At 37.0% G+C, this 16980-nt stretch carries 19 protein-coding genes and 1 tRNA gene; 18 read left to right on the top strand and 2 right to left on the bottom strand.

What is annotated here, in order from left to right:
* The first annotated feature begins 3 nt into the window (after window positions 1–3).
* Window positions 4–77 (top strand) — tRNA-Arg (locus tag DSM03_RS00460).
* Between the two features lie 85 nt (window positions 78–162).
* Here the strand turns inward: DSM03_RS00460 and DSM03_RS00455 are convergent.
* Window positions 163–351: a hypothetical protein gene (locus DSM03_RS00455; RefSeq protein ID WP_128761411.1), complete on the bottom strand. Its 189-nt coding sequence runs from the start codon at window positions 349–351 to the stop codon at window positions 163–165.
* A 204-nt stretch (window positions 352–555) separates the two neighbouring features.
* Window positions 556–1236 carry a hypothetical protein gene (locus tag DSM03_RS00450; protein ID WP_128761410.1) on the bottom strand — a complete coding sequence of 227 codons (681 nt, stop codon included), beginning with the start codon at window positions 1234–1236 and terminating at the stop codon, window positions 556–558.
* Window positions 1237–1360: 124 nt separating this feature from the next.
* Between DSM03_RS00450 and DSM03_RS00445 the strand changes: the two genes are divergently transcribed.
* From DSM03_RS00445 to DSM03_RS00380, 17 genes are all read left to right on the top strand, one after another.
* A complete protein-coding gene (locus DSM03_RS00445; RefSeq protein WP_236638838.1) occupies window positions 1361–1669 on the top strand; it encodes a helix-turn-helix transcriptional regulator in 309 nt (102 codons plus the stop codon).
* Window positions 1670–1679: 10 nt separating this feature from the next.
* On the top strand, window positions 1680–2465 hold the full coding sequence (locus DSM03_RS00440) for a hypothetical protein (RefSeq protein ID WP_128763017.1): 786 nt from the start codon (window positions 1680–1682) through the stop codon (window positions 2463–2465).
* Window positions 2466–2571: 106 nt separating this feature from the next.
* Window positions 2572–2850 carry a helix-turn-helix domain-containing protein gene (locus DSM03_RS00435; RefSeq protein ID WP_128761408.1) on the top strand — a complete coding sequence of 93 codons (279 nt, stop codon included), beginning with the start codon at window positions 2572–2574 and terminating at the stop codon, window positions 2848–2850.
* 3 nt (window positions 2851–2853) lie between these two features.
* Window positions 2854–3297 (top strand): virulence RhuM family protein, encoded by a 444-nt coding sequence (locus tag DSM03_RS00430; RefSeq protein ID WP_128763016.1) that lies wholly within the window; start codon window positions 2854–2856, stop codon window positions 3295–3297.
* Window positions 3298–3302: 5 nt separating this feature from the next.
* Window positions 3303–4145 carry a hypothetical protein gene (locus DSM03_RS00425; protein ID WP_128761406.1) on the top strand — a complete coding sequence of 281 codons (843 nt, stop codon included), beginning with the start codon at window positions 3303–3305 and terminating at the stop codon, window positions 4143–4145.
* Window positions 4075–4893 carry a hypothetical protein gene (locus tag DSM03_RS00420; protein WP_128761405.1) on the top strand — a complete coding sequence of 273 codons (819 nt, stop codon included), beginning with the start codon at window positions 4075–4077 and terminating at the stop codon, window positions 4891–4893. Before DSM03_RS00425 ends, DSM03_RS00420 begins: the two co-directional genes overlap by 71 nt.
* Window positions 4894–4930: 37 nt before the next feature.
* The gene (locus DSM03_RS00415; RefSeq protein ID WP_128761404.1) at window positions 4931–5671 is read left to right on the top strand and encodes a hypothetical protein; all 741 of its coding nucleotides are present in this window, start codon (window positions 4931–4933) and stop codon (window positions 5669–5671) included.
* Window positions 5672–5677: 6 nt separating this feature from the next.
* Window positions 5678–7021, top strand: a complete 1344-nt coding sequence (locus tag DSM03_RS00410) for a phage portal protein (RefSeq protein ID WP_128763015.1) — start codon at window positions 5678–5680, stop codon at window positions 7019–7021.
* On the top strand, window positions 7014–8033 hold the full coding sequence (locus DSM03_RS00405; RefSeq protein WP_128763014.1) for a hypothetical protein: 1020 nt from the start codon (window positions 7014–7016) through the stop codon (window positions 8031–8033). The genes DSM03_RS00410 and DSM03_RS00405 overlap by 8 nt, the downstream gene beginning before the upstream one ends.
* A gap of 3 nt (window positions 8034–8036) precedes the next feature.
* Entirely contained in the window at window positions 8037–8528 is a 492-nt protein-coding gene (locus DSM03_RS00400) for a terminase small subunit (RefSeq protein ID WP_128763013.1), read from the top strand.
* Complete coding sequence (locus DSM03_RS00395) at window positions 8528–9832, top strand: terminase large subunit domain-containing protein (RefSeq protein ID WP_128763012.1); 1305 nt, start codon at window positions 8528–8530, stop codon at window positions 9830–9832. Before DSM03_RS00400 ends, DSM03_RS00395 begins: the two co-directional genes overlap by 1 nt.
* Before the next feature lie 201 nt (window positions 9833–10033).
* Window positions 10034–10183, top strand: coding sequence for a hypothetical protein (locus tag DSM03_RS18930; protein ID WP_161568048.1), 150 nt, complete (start codon window positions 10034–10036; stop codon window positions 10181–10183).
* Between the two features lie 15 nt (window positions 10184–10198).
* Complete coding sequence (locus DSM03_RS18925) at window positions 10199–10372, top strand: hypothetical protein (protein WP_161568047.1); 174 nt, start codon at window positions 10199–10201, stop codon at window positions 10370–10372.
* An 18-nt stretch (window positions 10373–10390) separates the two neighbouring features.
* A complete protein-coding gene (locus tag DSM03_RS18920) occupies window positions 10391–10552 on the top strand; it encodes a hypothetical protein (protein ID WP_161568046.1) in 162 nt (53 codons plus the stop codon).
* A gap of 5 nt (window positions 10553–10557) precedes the next feature.
* On the top strand, window positions 10558–10803 hold the full coding sequence (locus tag DSM03_RS00390; RefSeq protein WP_128763011.1) for a hypothetical protein: 246 nt from the start codon (window positions 10558–10560) through the stop codon (window positions 10801–10803).
* A gap of 9 nt (window positions 10804–10812) precedes the next feature.
* Window positions 10813–14493 carry a phage tail tape measure protein gene (locus tag DSM03_RS00385; RefSeq protein ID WP_128763010.1) on the top strand — a complete coding sequence of 1227 codons (3681 nt, stop codon included), beginning with the start codon at window positions 10813–10815 and terminating at the stop codon, window positions 14491–14493.
* A gap of 3 nt (window positions 14494–14496) precedes the next feature.
* Complete coding sequence (locus tag DSM03_RS00380) at window positions 14497–16914, top strand: phage tail protein (RefSeq protein ID WP_128763009.1); 2418 nt, start codon at window positions 14497–14499, stop codon at window positions 16912–16914.
* Window positions 16915–16980: the final 66 nt, after the last annotated feature.

Here is a 16980-nt window from a genome sequence, read left to right as displayed (position 1 = left end):
AAGGGCTCCGTGGCGCAACTGAATAGCGCATCAGATTTCGGCTCTGAGGGTTGGGGGTTTGAATCCCTCCGGGGTCACATGTAAAAACCGTAACACGTATATAATTAAGGTGTTACGGTTTTTTATTTTTAAAACTGTACGGTTTATGTACGGTAAATTGATCTACTCTTCATTTTTCAGACTTTTATTGTATTTCCCCAGGTCCTTAACTACTACGCTACGGGATACACTTAAAGCTTGAGCTATTTCAATAATGGCAACCTTTGAAGTTAATCCTTGAGCCTTTTTAATTTCAAAAAACAGGCCTATTCTTTTGATACGCTTTTTTACAAAGTTCTTGTCTCTATTCATTTAGATATCGTAAAATTTGACGCTCTGAAATATGCAGATAGTAATCTGATAAATCATTAATAAGGACCCGGAGCGGAGCTTCATTGTTTTGGACGTACCAATTTATAAAAAGCTTTTTTTCCTCTTCCGGATCTTTGCCAAATTTACTAAAGAATTCTTTACGCGTATTTTCTATTACATTCAGTATAATAATATTTACACTTTTCATACTGCAGCCGGCATCAGTTTTTCAACGTGGGCGTTTAGCTCTTCCTTAAATCGCTTTTGAATAACTTCGCCTTTTGTTTCTTCTTCTAGTATTTCAGTCCATTTATAAAAAGTTTTATCAAACTCCGTGCTATAAGACTTAGGGGTGCTCAAATGATTTAAAAGAATAGTAGAGGCTTCTATGTCTGAGAGCACAATTAATAAGTCGTACGGGATATTGAAATTAAAGTCACCAGTTAGAAAATATGTGATATCGCTCAATTTATGAAGGTATGCGCAAGCTTCGTAGAATTGATTGAGGTAATGTGGTTTGTTCTCTTTTAAGTCTGGAAGGCTTTGAAATACGCTATCATACATATTATCAATTACCTGTTTTGGCTCATCCGTGTTATATATTTTAGATGAAAATGTGTCAAAGGTTTTTTCTAAGAATTCAAGCATAGATACATCAATAAAAGTTTCTTTTTCAAACAGAATCAACGCACCGTATATAAGATCGATAGCCAGTCCTTCTGGAACATTCAACTTAACTAATTGCTGCTTTTTAGGTTTGGAAGAATATTTTTCATAGGCTTTAAGCATATAATCTGTTTCCTCTTGAAGTTTTAAAAGCGTCTCCATTTCTTTGTGAATAATGTGGCTTACGGTTGCATTCTCGAATTTAAAAATCGTTTTCATAGTTATAAGTGTAAAGTGATACTTAATATTATTGAGACAAACGTAAAGCAATACTTTATAAATAACAAATATTTTGTAAAGTTTTAATTAATTAATATACATTTGTGCTAAACAATAAAAAACGATGCAGATATTAAGAATTAAAGAATTATTAAACGAGCAATCTATAAACGCCCGTGATCTAGCAAAAGCTTTAGAGGTTAGTCCAGTCTCAATTTATAATATTGTAAATGGTGAATCTTTCCCCCGCCCAAATTTGCTACAACAAATCGCTGAGGTATTAGATGTTGATATTCGTCAGCTATTCCATTCTACAAAGCCGGTAGGGGGTGCTGAGGGAGTTCTAAACGGGTTCGTAGAGTTTCAGGGCAAAGTGTACCGGATTAATTCCTTAAAGGATCTGGAGGAACTCAATAAGCTTGTTAACCAATAATTGAGATAGTATGTCAGATATTTGGAATGATCTAAGTAAAAAAGTAATGGATAGGGGTGCTTTAAAGCAGTTTTTAAGCATTCCTATTGAAGATAAATACTGTGGTGAGTTGTATTATAATGAAAAAGGAGAGGGGTTCTATGATACTTTTTATACCGAAAATCCAGAGCCGGAGAAGTTTGAGTCAGACGGACAGATCTACTACATAAATCAAAAAGGTGAAAGATTTGACGTAGTCAAAAAGGAAAAATATATTTTAAAGAATCAGACTAGACTAGCCGAAACAACAGCGGACTTCCACAAACTATATAAAAACCATTTTAAAGATAGCAAACTCAATAATACTCAAAAAGAAAATGAGCATTACCGGAAAGAGGTGCTAACTCCTAGAATTGAAGCACTTCTTGAGCTACACAAAAAATCAGCAGGAAAGGCAAATATTGACGCAAAGGTGACTTTTATAGCAAATGAATATCTAAAATTCATAAGGCGAAATGCATCATACGTTGAAAATCCTCATAAGGATGTTTTTTTAGATGATAAGGCCTACTGGATTTTCAAAGAACTACACGAAATTCATAAGGATAAAAAGAGCAAACTCGCAAATTACAGTAGGATTTATTGGATCATGAAAGAGGATAAGCCAAATCAGATATTATGTTCAAACACGAGGTTTGTTGAGCTGGTCAATACAGAGCTTTATAATATTTCTATTGATAGAATAGATTCTAGACATAGCGGTAGTGGTAATAAAATCCAAAGCCTATACGAGCGTATTAAAAATGAAATAGTCTAAAAACACATTTCAACACGTTTTCAGCACATTTCAGCACGATAACGTTTCTAAATTATATTCTTGACACCCTCAAATTTGCGCTATAGAAATTAAACATCTAAGCGCAATGTCAGGAACAGTAAATCTTCTCACAACTGATCAGTTACTCGAGGTTTTAAATCATCGGGATGAAAAACTGATTGATCACATTAAGCAGGCATTATCTATTCCTAATGAACCGGAAGAGCTTCTTACTCGGGATGAGGCTTGTAAATTTTTAAAAATAAACTCTTCAACCCTTTGGACTTGGACTAATAAAGGAATAGTCACAGCCTATGGTATTTCTAATCGCAGGTATTATAAACGAAGTGAACTTCTTCAAACATTAATCAAACTTAACAAGTAGGTCATGAGCAATATTAAAGCACATGGCGACAAATCTATTTGCGCTACTCATTTTAAAGATAGCGAATTGTCAATATTCAAAGATTTTGGAATTGTTGACAGCACTAAGCGTTTCGCAAGTAGGAGTCAGATGAGTGAATTATATCAAGTACCTAGAAAGACTTTAGCGGATAACATTAGAAATCTTAAACAAGACGGGCTAATCAACCCGGCGAAATCTCGCCATATTGCTAAAGATGGTAAAGTGAGGGTTCAGGAATTGTTCACTCTTAATGAAGTTGTTGCAATAGGTTTTAGACTTAGAAGTGATGTAGCTATAAAACTTCAGTCTTACGCAATACAGTTACTCTCAGAAAAAATCACAAGAATACAGAGCGCAAAGGAAATTCTTGAGCTTGAGCTAAGTCACTACTCAAGCAAATCAGACATCAAAGATCTTTATAGGTAAATAGTATGGCGATAGGATGGATAAAGATGCACAGGAAGCTTTTAGAGTGGGAATGGTATAATGATGTGCCAGTTAGATTAACATTTATGCACCTGCTTCTAACTGCAAACTGGGAATACACAGAGTATAAGAAGTACCCAATTCAAAGAGGTCAATGCATTACAGGAACCTCAGAAACTCCTAAAAAAATAGGCATTTCTAAGCAACAATTCAGAACAGCTATAAGCAAACTCAAATCAACAGGCGAAATAACAACCTACTCAACAAACAAATTTACGGTGGTAACCCTTGTAAAATATGACGATTACCAACCGAACGAAGAAGAATCAACAACCAAACCAACACGCAACCCAACACGTGAACAACATCAAAATAACACGCAACCCAACAACACTATAAGAAGTAAAGAAGATAAAGAAATTAAGAATATAAGAAATAATCTTCTATCTGAAATTAACATTTCAGACGTCGAGGATTCAGAAAAAAAATATTTTCAGATAGCTAAATCTTTTCAGCAATTATTCATTAAAAATTTAGAAGAAAAAAATTCCACAACAAAGGATCAGCGAAAAGCTACATATAAAAATTATGTAGATCCGATTAGGTTGATGTTTCAGAGAGATGAGGTAAATAAAGACCAAGTTACCATGGCGTATAAATTTCTCAACTCACCAGCCGGGGAATTTTGGAAAACTAATATTCTTTCAACAAAAACACTTAGAAAAAAAATATCAACACTAGTAGCGCAAGCTAATCAGCCCTTAAATAATAAACGACATGGAAGCGCAGAGCCAACAATTAACCGTCAGTCAGCACAAACTATCAGACAGAATAGCGAAGGCTGGTAATTTAACAGAGATTGCTTTTGCTCGGAATGTGGTTGAATTTGATAAAATCAAAAATATACCACCGGATCAGATAGGACCCAATTTAGCAATGGTGTTTGTAAAAGCAGCAAATCTCATAGGACTCAAAGATCCTATAAGCAATATCAATAAGCAGGATATAAAAGAAATGATATTAGCACGTTTTAAAAGCTTGTCTATTGAGGAAATCGACTACGCATTTAAGCTAGAGCGATATGGAGTTTATGGAGAGCGCGTGAAACATTTCCAACTCTTTAATGCGGAATATGTATCGAAGGTTTTAGATCAGTACAAGAAATGGCTCTTGAAGATTCGTCACGATAACAATATCCCACTTTTTAAAGACAACTCTTGCAAAACGGACGAACTCACCGAAGACCAAAAAATGGATTTAATACTTAATGGTCTTAGAGAAGCACATGCTCAATTTATTGAAACTAATTCCATTGAGCCTGGTCGCTTATATCTCTATGATTTTCTTGATGAATACGGGATAATGCCAAAGGATATTAATATCAAAAATAAGGTCAAAGAAATGGCTGAACGACGATTAGTAAAACGCCAAAAAGCAGCCTTAAATAAAATTGAGAAGGCCTTGTATGAATTAAAGAAAGACGGCAAGCCATCTAATAAAGTAGTGGTTGCCTGTAAAGAAATAAGCCTTGAGCGCTTATTTACAGAATACAAAAACGTTGAGCAGATTATCAGCAAAATTAAAATCAATAATTAAACAAAGGGGTTTAGATATCCCTGTTAAAAACAGAAGTATGAAGGCAAAAAAATTAATTCATCAGGATAACAAGGGTGTTGAAAACATTCGTAAAGACCTGAAAAGAATAAAACCTCTGTTAGTAAATATGCTAACGGGATATGAGGCTCTTGAGATGGGATCTTTCTCAGGTAAGGTTTTTCAAGAGATTAAAAAAGGGGGCTTGAGAAATATGGAGCAAAAGTATTTGAGAAATATGGAATCTCAAATCAAAAAGGCTGGTATAACCTCAAGCCTTATTAAAGCAAACCTAATAAAAGGTAGCAATGAAATATTTCAAAAATTTAAGGACGATGTTCAAAATGTAATTTCTTTCCGGAATTATTACAGAGGTTTTAATGACAACACGCCATTTCTTAAACTGGAAATGATTGACTATGTCGGCGGGAGTTTTATGATAACTGAAGAAACGGAGGCGAAATTTATTGAGCAGCATTGCAAGGTTTATCTGGCGACAGATCAAGAAAACAAAATTTACGATGCAGCCAATAAATTTATGGACGGTTTCAAAGAATTACAAGCCGAACTGGAAGCAGTTGGATACAGAGGTACTATGAATGTGAATTCTATAGCAGAGTATTTCTTTCACGCTAACGACGGACAATACAATTTAAAACCGCACTCAATCAAATCTGCAATTGAGCAAGATATAATCTATAAACAAAGGCTTAAAGAATTTGGATCTAGAGAACAGAAAAGGGCTCAAGCCGCAAAGGACCGTCAAGAACGTTTAAAGTAAAAAACTATGGAGACAAATCAAATAGATCACACCAGTAAAGAACAAGTTATTAAATTCCTAGAAGCTAACTCTAGAGATGTGATGCCTTATGTCAAAGAATACCGGGGAGACCGTAAAATTAGGAAACTGCAGGTAGGTTACCGCGAGAACTACCAGAACAATCTAAAGACTATCGAAGCTGAGCGACTTGTTATCAACCTACAAAAAAAGATTGTAGAAACAGCCGCAAGTTTTTTATTAGCTGAGCCGGTAAGTATAACAGCGAATGATCCAGACAACGAAAACGGACAAAGGATTCTGCAGGCTATTAAAAAGAACAGGCTGAATAATAAGCTTCTTGAATTTGCTAAAGTGGTTATGTCTGAGACAATGGCAGTATTTATATTTTCCGAAGTGGGGCCAGATAAAGATATTAAAGCCAGAATGTACAATTCCGACAACGGAAAATATACTCCTGAGTATGATGTTTACGGAGACTTAGTAGCTTTTTATTGGGAGTTTGTAATAGATGAGGTTAGTCACCTTTGGATATTCACAGATGAGTATATTCATAAGTACAGCGGACCGGGTTCTTCAGATTTAAAATATTTAGGTAGTGACACCCACGATTTTGGAGTTATCCCGGTTGTTTTTCACGAGCAGCCACAGCCAGAATGGTATGACACTAAAGAATTAATTGATCGCGTAGAAATGCTTATCAGCAAATTAGCCGGCTCAAACAACTACTTCGCCTTTCCTATTCTAAAACTCAAAGGCTCAACTATCAAAAATAAAGAAGGTAAAGACGAGGGGTTGATTGATATTTCAGACGATGGTAAATCTATACTTCTAGGAATAGCTGAGAAGAACGGGCAAATCGTTGAGGCAGAAGCAGAATTTTTACAGCGTGACACCGGTGTTGAATCAATCAAATTAGAAATGGACTATTTGAAAGAATTCATTTTCAATATTTCACAAACTCCTGATCTAAGTTTTGACAACGTAAAGGGAATCGGAACAATATCTGGCCGGGCTCTTGAATTAATGCTTCAGGATGCCATAAACAAAGCGAAGTCAAAACAAGGACAATACCGAACAGTTATAGAGAGAATTATCAGTGTTGTTAAAAACGGCTTAGATATAGATGAAGATAACTTAGAATTTGATATTGAATTCAACCTTTCAATCCCTAGAGATATAGCGGAAGAAATCAAAGCTTTAGTGGATGCTAGTGGAGGTTATCCAGTAAACAGCCAAGAGACTTTAATTTCAAGAAGTCCATATACCAAAGATGCAAAAACAGAAATTGAGCAGATCCAGAAAGAAAATGCGCAAAGATCTTCACGCTCTTTAATCCTAGAGGATGAGTAAGCCAAATCCCTGTGAAAGAAAACTATTCAGTTTGATAGGTGCGCAGGAATGGCATTTAGATAGACTGTATGCAGAATACACCCGGGAGTTTGGTACAATATTTAGAAATTATAATGGCAGGATGACCGATACTCGAAAACGAGCCTTTGATAATGCGTTGATTAGGTTTAATGATGATTTGGAGAGGCTGGTTCAAGAACAGATTGAAACCAGTTTCTCTTTATCTAACGCCTGTTCAGATGATTTCATTAAGGACTACATCAAAGATATGGGTGTGCCTTCTGAGCAAGTAGAAACAATGCTTGCCAGTAATGCCGGAGCCGCTAAGTCATTCATCAAAAGAAAAGCTGGTGGTTCATTTCTGAGCGATCGAGTAGTTAGCGTTACCAAGGGAACGAGGGAAGCTGTTAACCTGTTACTGGAAAGCGGAATAGTAAACGGACGCAGCGCTGCAGATATGGCAACGGATTTAAAGAAGTACCTGAAGGAGCCAGAGCGAAGATTCAGGAGGTTGAGAAATGAAGAAGGGAAACTGGTGTTGAGTACACCAGCAAAGAATTACAATCCGGGGCAGGGCGTGTACCGTTCCAGTTATAAGAACGCATTGAGGATTAGCCGTAATGAAGTAAACATAGCATACAGGACTAACGACTTTGAAAGACGTAAAACGATGCCGTTTGTAATGGGTCAAAGAATAGAACTAAGCGCGGCCCACGTGGTGAGGGATATTTGTGATTTTCTTGTAGGAGCTTATTCAAAGGATTTCAAGTTCACAGGGTTTCACGTGTCGTGCAAATGTGTATCAAACTCAATTGTACTACCAAGAGAAAAATTTAAAAGCTATTTAGCCGGGGGGAATATTGATCAACGGCATTTAGTAAAGGGAATACCGGCAAAGGCTCAAAACTATTTGAATAAGAATTCAGAGCAGATTAAAAACTGGAAGAGCCAACCGTATTTCATCAGAGATAATTTCAAAGCCTCAAAGAATGGTTTTGATTTAAACATTTAGAGAATGAAGAAGTTAACCCCAAGGCAAAAAAGGTTTTGCGAAGAGTATGTAATCGATTTGAACCAGACTCAAGCTGCTATTCGTGCCGGTTATGCTAAAAGAAGTGCTAAAGAGCAAGCATCCCGACTGTTAACGAAAGATAACATTTTAGATTACGTACAAAAGTTGAAGGACGGAGTATTTGAAAAGCTCAATTTTACACACCAGGACGTGATCCAAAAATTAGATCAGTGGGTTAATTCAGATATAACCATTGTGCTGGGCCTTTCAGTCGATGAGGTTAAATCCTTACCAATTGAGGTGAGAAAGTTAATTAAATCCTTTAAGCATAAACGTAAAACAATCAAAACCCAAGATAAAACAGTTGTAGAAGATTATATCGAATGCAGCTTTGTTGACAAGGAATCGGCTCTTGAAATGATCAACAAGCATAACGGTTTCTATAAGCTTGACAACAGCCAGAAAGGAACTATAACGGTAAGCTTCAAAGACTAATGGATATAATAATCGAAAGGCCAAAGCTTACAACCTATCAACAAAACTTTTTGTACAATGATAGCCGCTTTACAGTTACGGAGGCATCAACTAAAGTCGGGAAAACATTCTCTCATATCTGGTGGATTTATGAGCAAGCTCACCAAGATTGGAATAAACCCGGCTTTAATCATTGGTGGGTCGCTCCGGTATATTCTCAGGCAAAAATCGCATTTAGCAGATTAAAAACCAGATTAGGAAGATTAGGTATTTATCAAATCAATGAAAGTAACCTAACTATTACGTGTCCTAACGGTGCAATTATTCACTTTAAGAGTGCTGAGAAGCCAGATAACCTTTTTGGCGAGGACGTATATTCAATTGTATTTGATGAGGCACCACGCGCAAGGGTAGAGGCTTTTTACGCGTTGCGATCTACCATAACAAGCACACGGGGTAAAATGAAGCTTATTGGGAACTTTGGAGGAGTTTCAAACTGGATGCACCAGATTGCGGATAAGTCTAAAACAGATCCGGAGTATGCATATTTCAAAGTAACGGCTTGGGATGGCGTGGCTGAGGGTATTCTTTCTGAAGACGAAATTATTCAGGCGCAAAAGGATTTACCTCCTAAAATATTTAAACAGTTGTATTTAGCTGAGCAACAAGAATCGGATGACCAGCTAATTGATTTCGGAAGTATGCAAGCTTTATTCACGAATGATCATGCGGAACCTGGTGAAAAGTATATTACTGCAGATATAGCTCTTCACGGCTCAGATAATTTCGTGGTTATCGTTTGGGATGGATGGCGAATAGTTGAATTTAATACAATTGAAAAATGCGAAGCTCCAGACGTTGAAAAGTTTCTCAAGGATAAGGCTCTTGAATTCAAAGTAAAACGATCAAATATTACTTATGATGCAGACGGCTTAGGATCTTTCTTGAGAGGTTATCTAGCCGGGGCTGTTCCATTCAATAATGGAGCAAAGCCTATAAAAAAAGAAGGACAGGAAGTCAACTACAAAAACCTTAAAAGCCAGTGCGGTTATGAGTTTGCAAAAGTGGTTAACAGCGGAACGATTAAAATTAATTGCTTTATTGATAAAACCAAACTTTATAAAGAGCTTGAATGCTTGAAAAGCTATAAACTAGATGACGATGGCAAAATACAGTTGCTGCCAAAATCAAAAATTAAGGAAGTGATTGGCCATTCACCAGATATACTTGACGCGCTAATAATGAGAATGATTTTCGAGATACAAAATATAGGCTTCACAGTAAGCAAACCGAAGCCGGTTAAAGGTTTAAGTTGGGGCGGTTGATGCTTCACAGTACAAATGCCGTACAAATAAAACCCTGTCAAATGTTAGGATCTAATGTTTACAGGGTTTTTTCATTTTCAATACTAGCCCCTAACGGAGTAAAACCCTTTAAAAGTATGGCATCTACGCACACCTACGTCTAAAATCGCCTGTAACTTCTTACATATTTCATCTATTTGTTATAGATCAAAATTATTAACCATGAGTCAAGTACTAAACCAGACAGATTACAAGCGTGTCACGTTCAATGTGAAGCCGGCTTTTAAAAAGAAAATCAAAGTAGCTGCAGCACGTAAAGGAATGAGTATTACTGATTATATGATTACTCTTTTAAAAGAAAAAATTAACTAAAAACAAAAGCGCATAATGAGCACAACAAAAGTATTATCAGGAATGATGGACCTTATGAAAGGGATGCAGGAAAGAATGGAAACCCTTGAAAAGAAGTTTGATGAATCTTCAAAAAAGAAGGAAGAGCAAAAGCCTAAAAACGAGCCCACGCCTGAGGAAATCAAAATCTACAAACAATCAATTCAATAACCTTAGATACCAAAAAAAATGAACCAAGAAACAGGAGAAGCAATCCTTGAAGCGGTAAAAGGATTAAACAGACGAATGGATTCAATCGATAAACGATTAGAGCAATCCGAGAAAAGCAAAACCTCAGAGAAGGACAAAAAAGAATTTGTTCAAGGAGTTATGAACGGAATGAGAAAATAATAGTTATGACAGCACAAGAAGAAATTAAACAAATAGCAAAAGACCTAGTCGCTTACCGAATCACTCAGATACAATTTAGACGCAATTCTGAGAAAATTGAGCGAAGAAAAGAAGAGTTTAAAAACTTAGTCAATAGTAACGCTCTTCAATCCGGTGACCAAGAGCTTAATAAGTTCTTAATGTTCGCGGCTAATATTGACGATTACACAGATGATGAGGTTCTTCAGATCGGAATCTCTTCTTTAAAATAGTTTACAGTTATGGCAGTACGGGGGAGTAACAGTTTGTTTTTTGCCAGTGGCATAAATAACGACGGGCTTAAACAGGGAGCGAGAGAAGCTGAGGGAATTATAGGAGGTTTAGCAAGCACTGTAAGCCGCATTAATCCATTTGCAGGCTTGTTGCTTGGTGCAACCGCTGCCTTTACTGCCATAGCAAACGATTCATTTCAATTAGCAAAGGATTTTGAGAAGGCTATGAAAGAGGTTGAAACCATTTCAAAAGCGACTCAGGATAATTTTGATGACATCTCATCAAAGGTTTTTAATCTAAGTAAAATTAGCCCGGATGGTCCGGTTGAACTTGCTAAGGCGTATTATGAAATAGTGAGTGCCGGTTATGATGGTGCCGAAGGATTAAAGCTACTTGAAGTTTCGGCAAAAGCAGCCACTGCAGGAGTCACAACAACTAAAACAGCAGCGGACGGAATAACAACCGTGTTAAAAGCATTTAAGTTAGAAGCATCAGAAGCCGAAGCGGTAGCGGATGCATTATTCCAAACTGTAAAACTTGGAAAAACCAATTTTGAACAGTTATCAAGCTCTTTATCTCAAGTTGCACCACTGGCCGCAGCTTCAGGCTTTGAGTTTAGAGAAGTTTTAGCTGCAGTAGCTTCACTCACGAAGCAAGGTGTTCCCACTGCTCAGGCAATGACCCAGATAAGAGCAGCAATTGAAGCAACTACTAAAGTACTTGGAGACGGGGCGGCTAAATCATTAACACTTCAAAACGCTTTTCAGGCAGTTTATAAAGAAGCAGGAGGAAGTCAGAACAAATTAAAAGAGTTAACCGGCAGCGTTGAGGCTATGGGCGCCATTCTATCAACTACCGGAGAAAACGCACAGGGCGCAGCGCAAGACTTAGAAGATTTAGGTAATTCAGCCGGAGCATCACAAGAAGCATTTGAAAGAAATATTTCTTCAAATGTTAATCAATTAGGGATTTTAGGGAATAGAATTAAAGCTATTACGCGCGGAATTGGTGAATCTGCACTTGATGTGAGCAACGAGCTTGCAAAGTTTCTCAACCGTGCAATTGCAGATACCGAGAATTACAATGACGCTATACGTAAACATGCGAATGAATTCAATATATTAAATTCGACTATACTCGATACAAATACTTCATACGATGAGCGTTTTGAGGCAATTAGAAAGTTAAAAGAGCAGTATCCGGAATACCTTCAAAGTATTGATTTAGATAAGATCAAAAACGATGACCTTGAAACTACTCTTGTAAAGGTTAAGCAGGCTCTTTCTGATATCAACGACGAGCAAAACCGAAGACTTAAATTAAGCGGACTCAATCAAAAGGTTATAGATGCCCAAAATAATAAAGCAACTCAAAGAAACCTCTATGAAGAAAGCGTTTCTGATTTCTATAAATTAGTAGAAGAAATTCAAGATTACGCAGCTAAAGAAGATATCAAACTCAATTTTAGTTATAGCGATTCACCTACTGAAATACTAGGAAAGCTCAACAAGCAATTAGATGCAAATCCATTTGGAAAGGGAGGGCGTCTTATTGCAGATTTGAACTTTGCTAACGATGCAATAAATCTTTACAGCCGAGGTCTTGGGGACGCTAATGATCAACTTGATAAAGAGGAGGAAAAGCTTCAGCGTATTAAACGTTTAACCTACGACAATGCAGCCGGAGCAAAACAAATCGTTAAGGAAATAGCTGCATTGGATTCCCTTGAAGGATTAAAGCAATTTGAAAACTACAAGTTTCCAGATATAAAGCAATTTGTAGATGCTAGAAAGGAAGTGTTTGAAACTTTCAAGTCTATTGACCTGGCAAAAGATATTCCTTCCCTAAAGCCTTTCTTAGATAGCGAAACTGAAGAAATCAGAAAGTATGCGGAGAAGCGCCAACGCCTTTTAAATACTTCATACACTCCAAAAGGTGGATCTGGTGGAGACTCCAAGAAAGATGCATTTACTGAGATGCTCAATAAGAATAAGGAAGAGTACGAAAAGTACGAGGCCGTAGTTAAGCAAATAGGAAAAGAGATTGCAGATGCTCAGTTTGAAACGCTTTTAAAACAAGGATCTGATTACGGTGAATACCTAAAGAATCAGTTAGATAAAACAAAGGTATTTGCTGAACAGCAAAAAATCGTTTTAGCAGCTGAGAAGGAGGGAATCAACCTAAATAGAGGCGTTGTGACCTCGCCAAATAGTTTACAGCCAATTACGGTACCGGTTGACTTTGAAATTGATACTACTTCTATAAATGCGATTGATCGACAATTAAGAACCCTTTACGAACAGTTCTACGCAGCTCAAACCAACGAAGAACGTAAAGCATTAGCGGAACGAATCAAGATTAGACGTTTAGAGTTAAAAGAAGCTGAAAAGTATCTTGATGATGCTGAAGGTTTGCACGCGGATTTTCTAGGTAGTCTATTGAATATGAATAACCGAGAGCTACAGGCTCATATTCAAAAGCTGAAAGGCAAATTGAAAGCTGAAGAACTCACAAAAGATCAAATACTCGCTATCAACGAGGAAATAAAAAGATCTCAGGATGAGGTTGGAAATAACATTCAACAAACCGCGAATGAGCTAGCAGGAATATTTAATCAGGTTTCTTCTTTATTCCAAAAATTTGGAGATGAGGACACCGCAAAATTACTGAATCAACTCGCAGGAGTCGCTGCAGGAGCTGGTCAGCTTGCTAAAGGCATAGCTACTGGTAATCCTGCTGATATTATTAGCGGAGGATTAGCCGTCTTAGATAGTGCTCTAACAGTTGAGGTTGTTTCTGATACTGCAAAGTTTGAAGAAGCCATTAAAAAGTTAAATAGTGCTATTGATGATTTGGACTATGCTATCTCTAAAAGTGTAGGACGTGACCAGATTACAAATAGACTTGACCAGTTGAAGAATCTCGAGCAGTTGCAAGAGGACATTAAAAGAGCTGAGCAAGCCGAAAAGGAGGCCGAGAAGCAAGTGAAGTTATTAGGGCTTACTATCGGGAAAAAAGGCAAGGGAAGCGGAACGGATGCCGCGAAACTTGAAGAGTTTGCAGAGCAGGCAAAACAGCTGAAAAGAGAGGCTCAGGAACTGCAAGCAGAACTCAATGAAATTTATACAGGCACATCTTCTCAATCAATTACAGATAGTATAATTGAAGGATTCCGGAACGGTAAAAGAGCGGCCTCAGATTTTGCCGATGACTTTGGGGTAATGATGCAGGAAGCTTTATTGAATAATTTCAAAATAAACTTTCTAGCAAATCAGGTTGAGGACTTTTATAAAGAGTTTGCTGAGGCAGGAGCAGACGGGAGCTATAGTTCTGCAGATATTGAAAGGCTTAGAAACTTTTACAACACCCTAATTTCTGGTGCTCAGACTGACTTAGATGCGATTAACGATATTTTGGAAAATACCGGTATTGGATCCTTAGGTGCCGATACATCTAAACAAGGTTTAAGTGGAGCTATAGCTTCAGTAACCGAAGATACGGCAAATATTTTAGCCGGTACATTAAACGCAATGCGATTAGATGCCCGTAGAAACTTAGAAGTCAACACTGAAGCAATCACTTATCTGGCTAAAATTGAGGTGAACACTAGGTACAACAGGTACTTAGAAAGTATAGATGGCCGTTTTGCTAGTATTGAAAGAGCAATTATAGAATTTCAAGCAAATTAAAGAATGAGGATTTTTAGATATATCGATGAGGTTAAAACTCAGATTAACAACATAGAAATTGACGGTCAAACGGAGTTGCTTCAAAAAATAGGCGGTGAAGACGTGGTGACTTCTCGCTTTACAATTGAAGGTAGAAAGCTAGACTTGCAGATAGGAGATTTTATTGAATTCAAGGATTCTGTTTATACAATTCTGGACGAACCTCAAGTTAAGAAGTCTCAGAATACATTCAGCTATAATCTGCAATTCAAATCAGATATGTATATCCTGAAAAACGTTCAGGTTATGCTTGATGATGAATCGGAGTTTTATTTGTTCGGAGATCCGATTGATGCGGTAAGCCTGATAATTTCAAACCTTAACCGGGTATATGGTGAAGGTGTTTATTTTGCTGATTATGTAGAACCTTTAGAAGGAAAGAATCTCAACTTCACAAATGAAAACTGTCTTGCTGCCCTTCAAAAATTAGCGGCTGAATTTGAATGTGAATTTCAGGTTAAAGGAAAGCAAATCACTTTCCGGAAAAAGATAGGGTCTGAAACGAATCTAAAGTTTGAGTATAAAAAAGGACTTCGAGATATTGAACGCCTCACCCTTCAAAATGCGGAGTTGGTTACTGTGTTATACCCAAGCGGAAGCACGCGAAACATTACAAATGAATACGGAAGCAAACGCCTAAAAATACCCAAACTTCAAAATAATGTTAATGTTTTCGGGACCATAGAACGTAGCGTAACATTTGAGGATGTTTACCCACGATTGAAGGGGGTTGTTTCTAGTTCATCAAGTATTACAAAATTTCGAGACACCTCAATTGATTTCAATATCAACGATCAACTTATAGGAGGCGCAAAAGCAAAAGTTATTTTCAACACCGGAGATCTTGCCGGTCGTGAATTTGAAATCGCCAGTTACAATAATTCAAATAAGGAAATAGAGATTATTCCTTACACCGATGAAACCGACTATACTTCACCAAATGAAACCTTCAGACCTCGTTCCGGTGATAAGTATGTTCTTGTCAATATCAAAATGCCTCAGGCGTATATAGACAACGCTGAGGAAGAACTTTTAGAGCGTGCAACCGAATATCTGGATAAGTACAGCCAACCGAATGTTATTTATAAGGTTAGTCCTCACTACCCTTATTTAAGACGTAATCAAACTGAATTAAATATAGGTGATATCATAACGATCACTGATGAAGACTTTGGTATTGATTTTCAGGTTCGCATTTTAAGTTTATCTCAGAAACTAAATAATCCTTACCAGTATTCCCTTGAGATTGGCAGTCAGGTAACGATTAGCTACATAACAAGTGTTTTGTTAGATCAGCGGAATATAAAAAACACCATTTACCAGAATGAAAAATATGTAAGTGAGCAGTTCAACCGGGTGTTCAATAACATCGGTAATTTCAAAGCTCCATTGTATGTGAACATGGGTGAGTTCAATCCTGAAACACTTTATCATAATTCTCAAAATAGAGTTGATTACGTTTTTAAGTTCAATAATGAAGGTGTTAAAGAATGGTTCTACTACATAGGCCAAGATAACCAAGCAGCAGAATTCATTATCGCTAATTGGCAGTTTATAGATGATAACTTCGAGATCATCGCTACCAACACATTACTTGCTGAAAACGCAAATATTGGAGATTGGCTTATACAGAGTGGAAAGATAGTTTCTCAAGCTATTTACGAGAGTGAAGACGAATCGGAAGTCGAGCCGAGAGTTATTCTTGATAGTATAAATGGAGATATTCGATTAAATACGAAATTAAATATTGAAGGATCTGCAGGAATTAGACCGTATAAGCAAAGAATATCCTTAAGCAGTATTGACGGTTCAATCGTATGCTTCAGGCAGGGTGATGCTTTCCAAGAGGGCGCTTCTGCTTCTATAAATAGCGGTGGAGTTGTAGCAAATTTCCCCGGTATAGATATTTCGCTTTTCACACAAAGCAATATCAAAGGTAAGGCAGGAATATTAGGTATAGGTTATTCAAACCTACCTAAAGGAAATATACAAAATACAGAGTTTATCGCCGGGGTTTTTGGAATTGCAAAAAATGAAAACGTTAACCCGGTAGAAGCTTACGGAGGTTATTTTTTAGACTTAAAGACTCAAGGTAGATTCAAAGGCATTAAAAGACTGGTCAATTCAGATGATTATACTATTGCTCAATATGATGAATACATCTCCTGTTACAACTCTGCTGCAATTAATATATACCTACCAGACCCTACCACGCATCCAGAAGGACGGGTAATTACAGTTAAAAGAATGGATGAAGTTATAAATGTAACAGGTCAAATTTTCACAAATCAAAATGTAGCATCTATAGGGTTGAATATTGGCGAACGCTGGACTTTTATTAATGACGGTGTTTACTGGCACGCAAACAAATCAATATTTTAATTTAAACCAATGCAAATTTTCATCCGTTAACTTTTACGTCTATGTAGCTTTTTAAATTGCTCACCG

The organism is Leeuwenhoekiella aestuarii, assembly GCF_004104055.1.
In the GTDB taxonomy this organism is placed as follows: domain Bacteria; phylum Bacteroidota; class Bacteroidia; order Flavobacteriales; family Flavobacteriaceae; genus Leeuwenhoekiella; species Leeuwenhoekiella aestuarii.
This window is presented reverse-complemented; position numbering and strand designations above follow the sequence as displayed.

Bases quoted from the DNA above. Each gene is read 5' to 3' on its own strand.
- DSM03_RS00445 (WP_236638838.1), top strand. From the start codon at position 1,361: ATGCAGATATTAAGAATTAAAGAATTATTAAACGAGCAATCTATAAAC.
- DSM03_RS18920 (WP_161568046.1), top strand. From the start codon at position 10,391: ATGAACCAAGAAACAGGAGAAGCAATCCTTGAAGCGGTAAAAGGATTA.
- DSM03_RS00415 (WP_128761404.1), top strand. From the start codon at position 4,931: ATGAAGGCAAAAAAATTAATTCATCAGGATAACAAGGGTGTTGAAAAC.
- DSM03_RS18930 (WP_161568048.1), top strand. From the start codon at position 10,034: ATGAGTCAAGTACTAAACCAGACAGATTACAAGCGTGTCACGTTCAAT.
- DSM03_RS00425 (WP_128761406.1), top strand. From the start codon at position 3,303: ATGGCGATAGGATGGATAAAGATGCACAGGAAGCTTTTAGAGTGGGAA.
- DSM03_RS00395 (WP_128763012.1), top strand. From the start codon at position 8,528: ATGGATATAATAATCGAAAGGCCAAAGCTTACAACCTATCAACAAAAC.
- DSM03_RS00380 (WP_128763009.1), top strand. From the start codon at position 14,497: ATGAGGATTTTTAGATATATCGATGAGGTTAAAACTCAGATTAACAAC.
- DSM03_RS00450 (WP_128761410.1), bottom strand. From the start codon at position 1,236: ATGAAAACGATTTTTAAATTCGAGAATGCAACCGTAAGCCACATTATT.
- DSM03_RS00410 (WP_128763015.1), top strand. From the start codon at position 5,678: ATGGAGACAAATCAAATAGATCACACCAGTAAAGAACAAGTTATTAAA.
- DSM03_RS00390 (WP_128763011.1), top strand. From the start codon at position 10,558: ATGACAGCACAAGAAGAAATTAAACAAATAGCAAAAGACCTAGTCGCT.
- DSM03_RS00420 (WP_128761405.1), top strand. From the start codon at position 4,075: ATGGAAGCGCAGAGCCAACAATTAACCGTCAGTCAGCACAAACTATCA.
- DSM03_RS00385 (WP_128763010.1), top strand. From the start codon at position 10,813: ATGGCAGTACGGGGGAGTAACAGTTTGTTTTTTGCCAGTGGCATAAAT.
- DSM03_RS00435 (WP_128761408.1), top strand. From the start codon at position 2,572: ATGTCAGGAACAGTAAATCTTCTCACAACTGATCAGTTACTCGAGGTT.
- DSM03_RS00440 (WP_128763017.1), top strand. From the start codon at position 1,680: ATGTCAGATATTTGGAATGATCTAAGTAAAAAAGTAATGGATAGGGGT.
- DSM03_RS00455 (WP_128761411.1), bottom strand. From the start codon at position 351: ATGAATAGAGACAAGAACTTTGTAAAAAAGCGTATCAAAAGAATAGGC.
- DSM03_RS00430 (WP_128763016.1), top strand. From the start codon at position 2,854: ATGAGCAATATTAAAGCACATGGCGACAAATCTATTTGCGCTACTCAT.
- DSM03_RS18925 (WP_161568047.1), top strand. From the start codon at position 10,199: ATGAGCACAACAAAAGTATTATCAGGAATGATGGACCTTATGAAAGGG.
- DSM03_RS00405 (WP_128763014.1), top strand. From the start codon at position 7,014: ATGAGTAAGCCAAATCCCTGTGAAAGAAAACTATTCAGTTTGATAGGT.
- DSM03_RS00400 (WP_128763013.1), top strand. From the start codon at position 8,037: ATGAAGAAGTTAACCCCAAGGCAAAAAAGGTTTTGCGAAGAGTATGTA.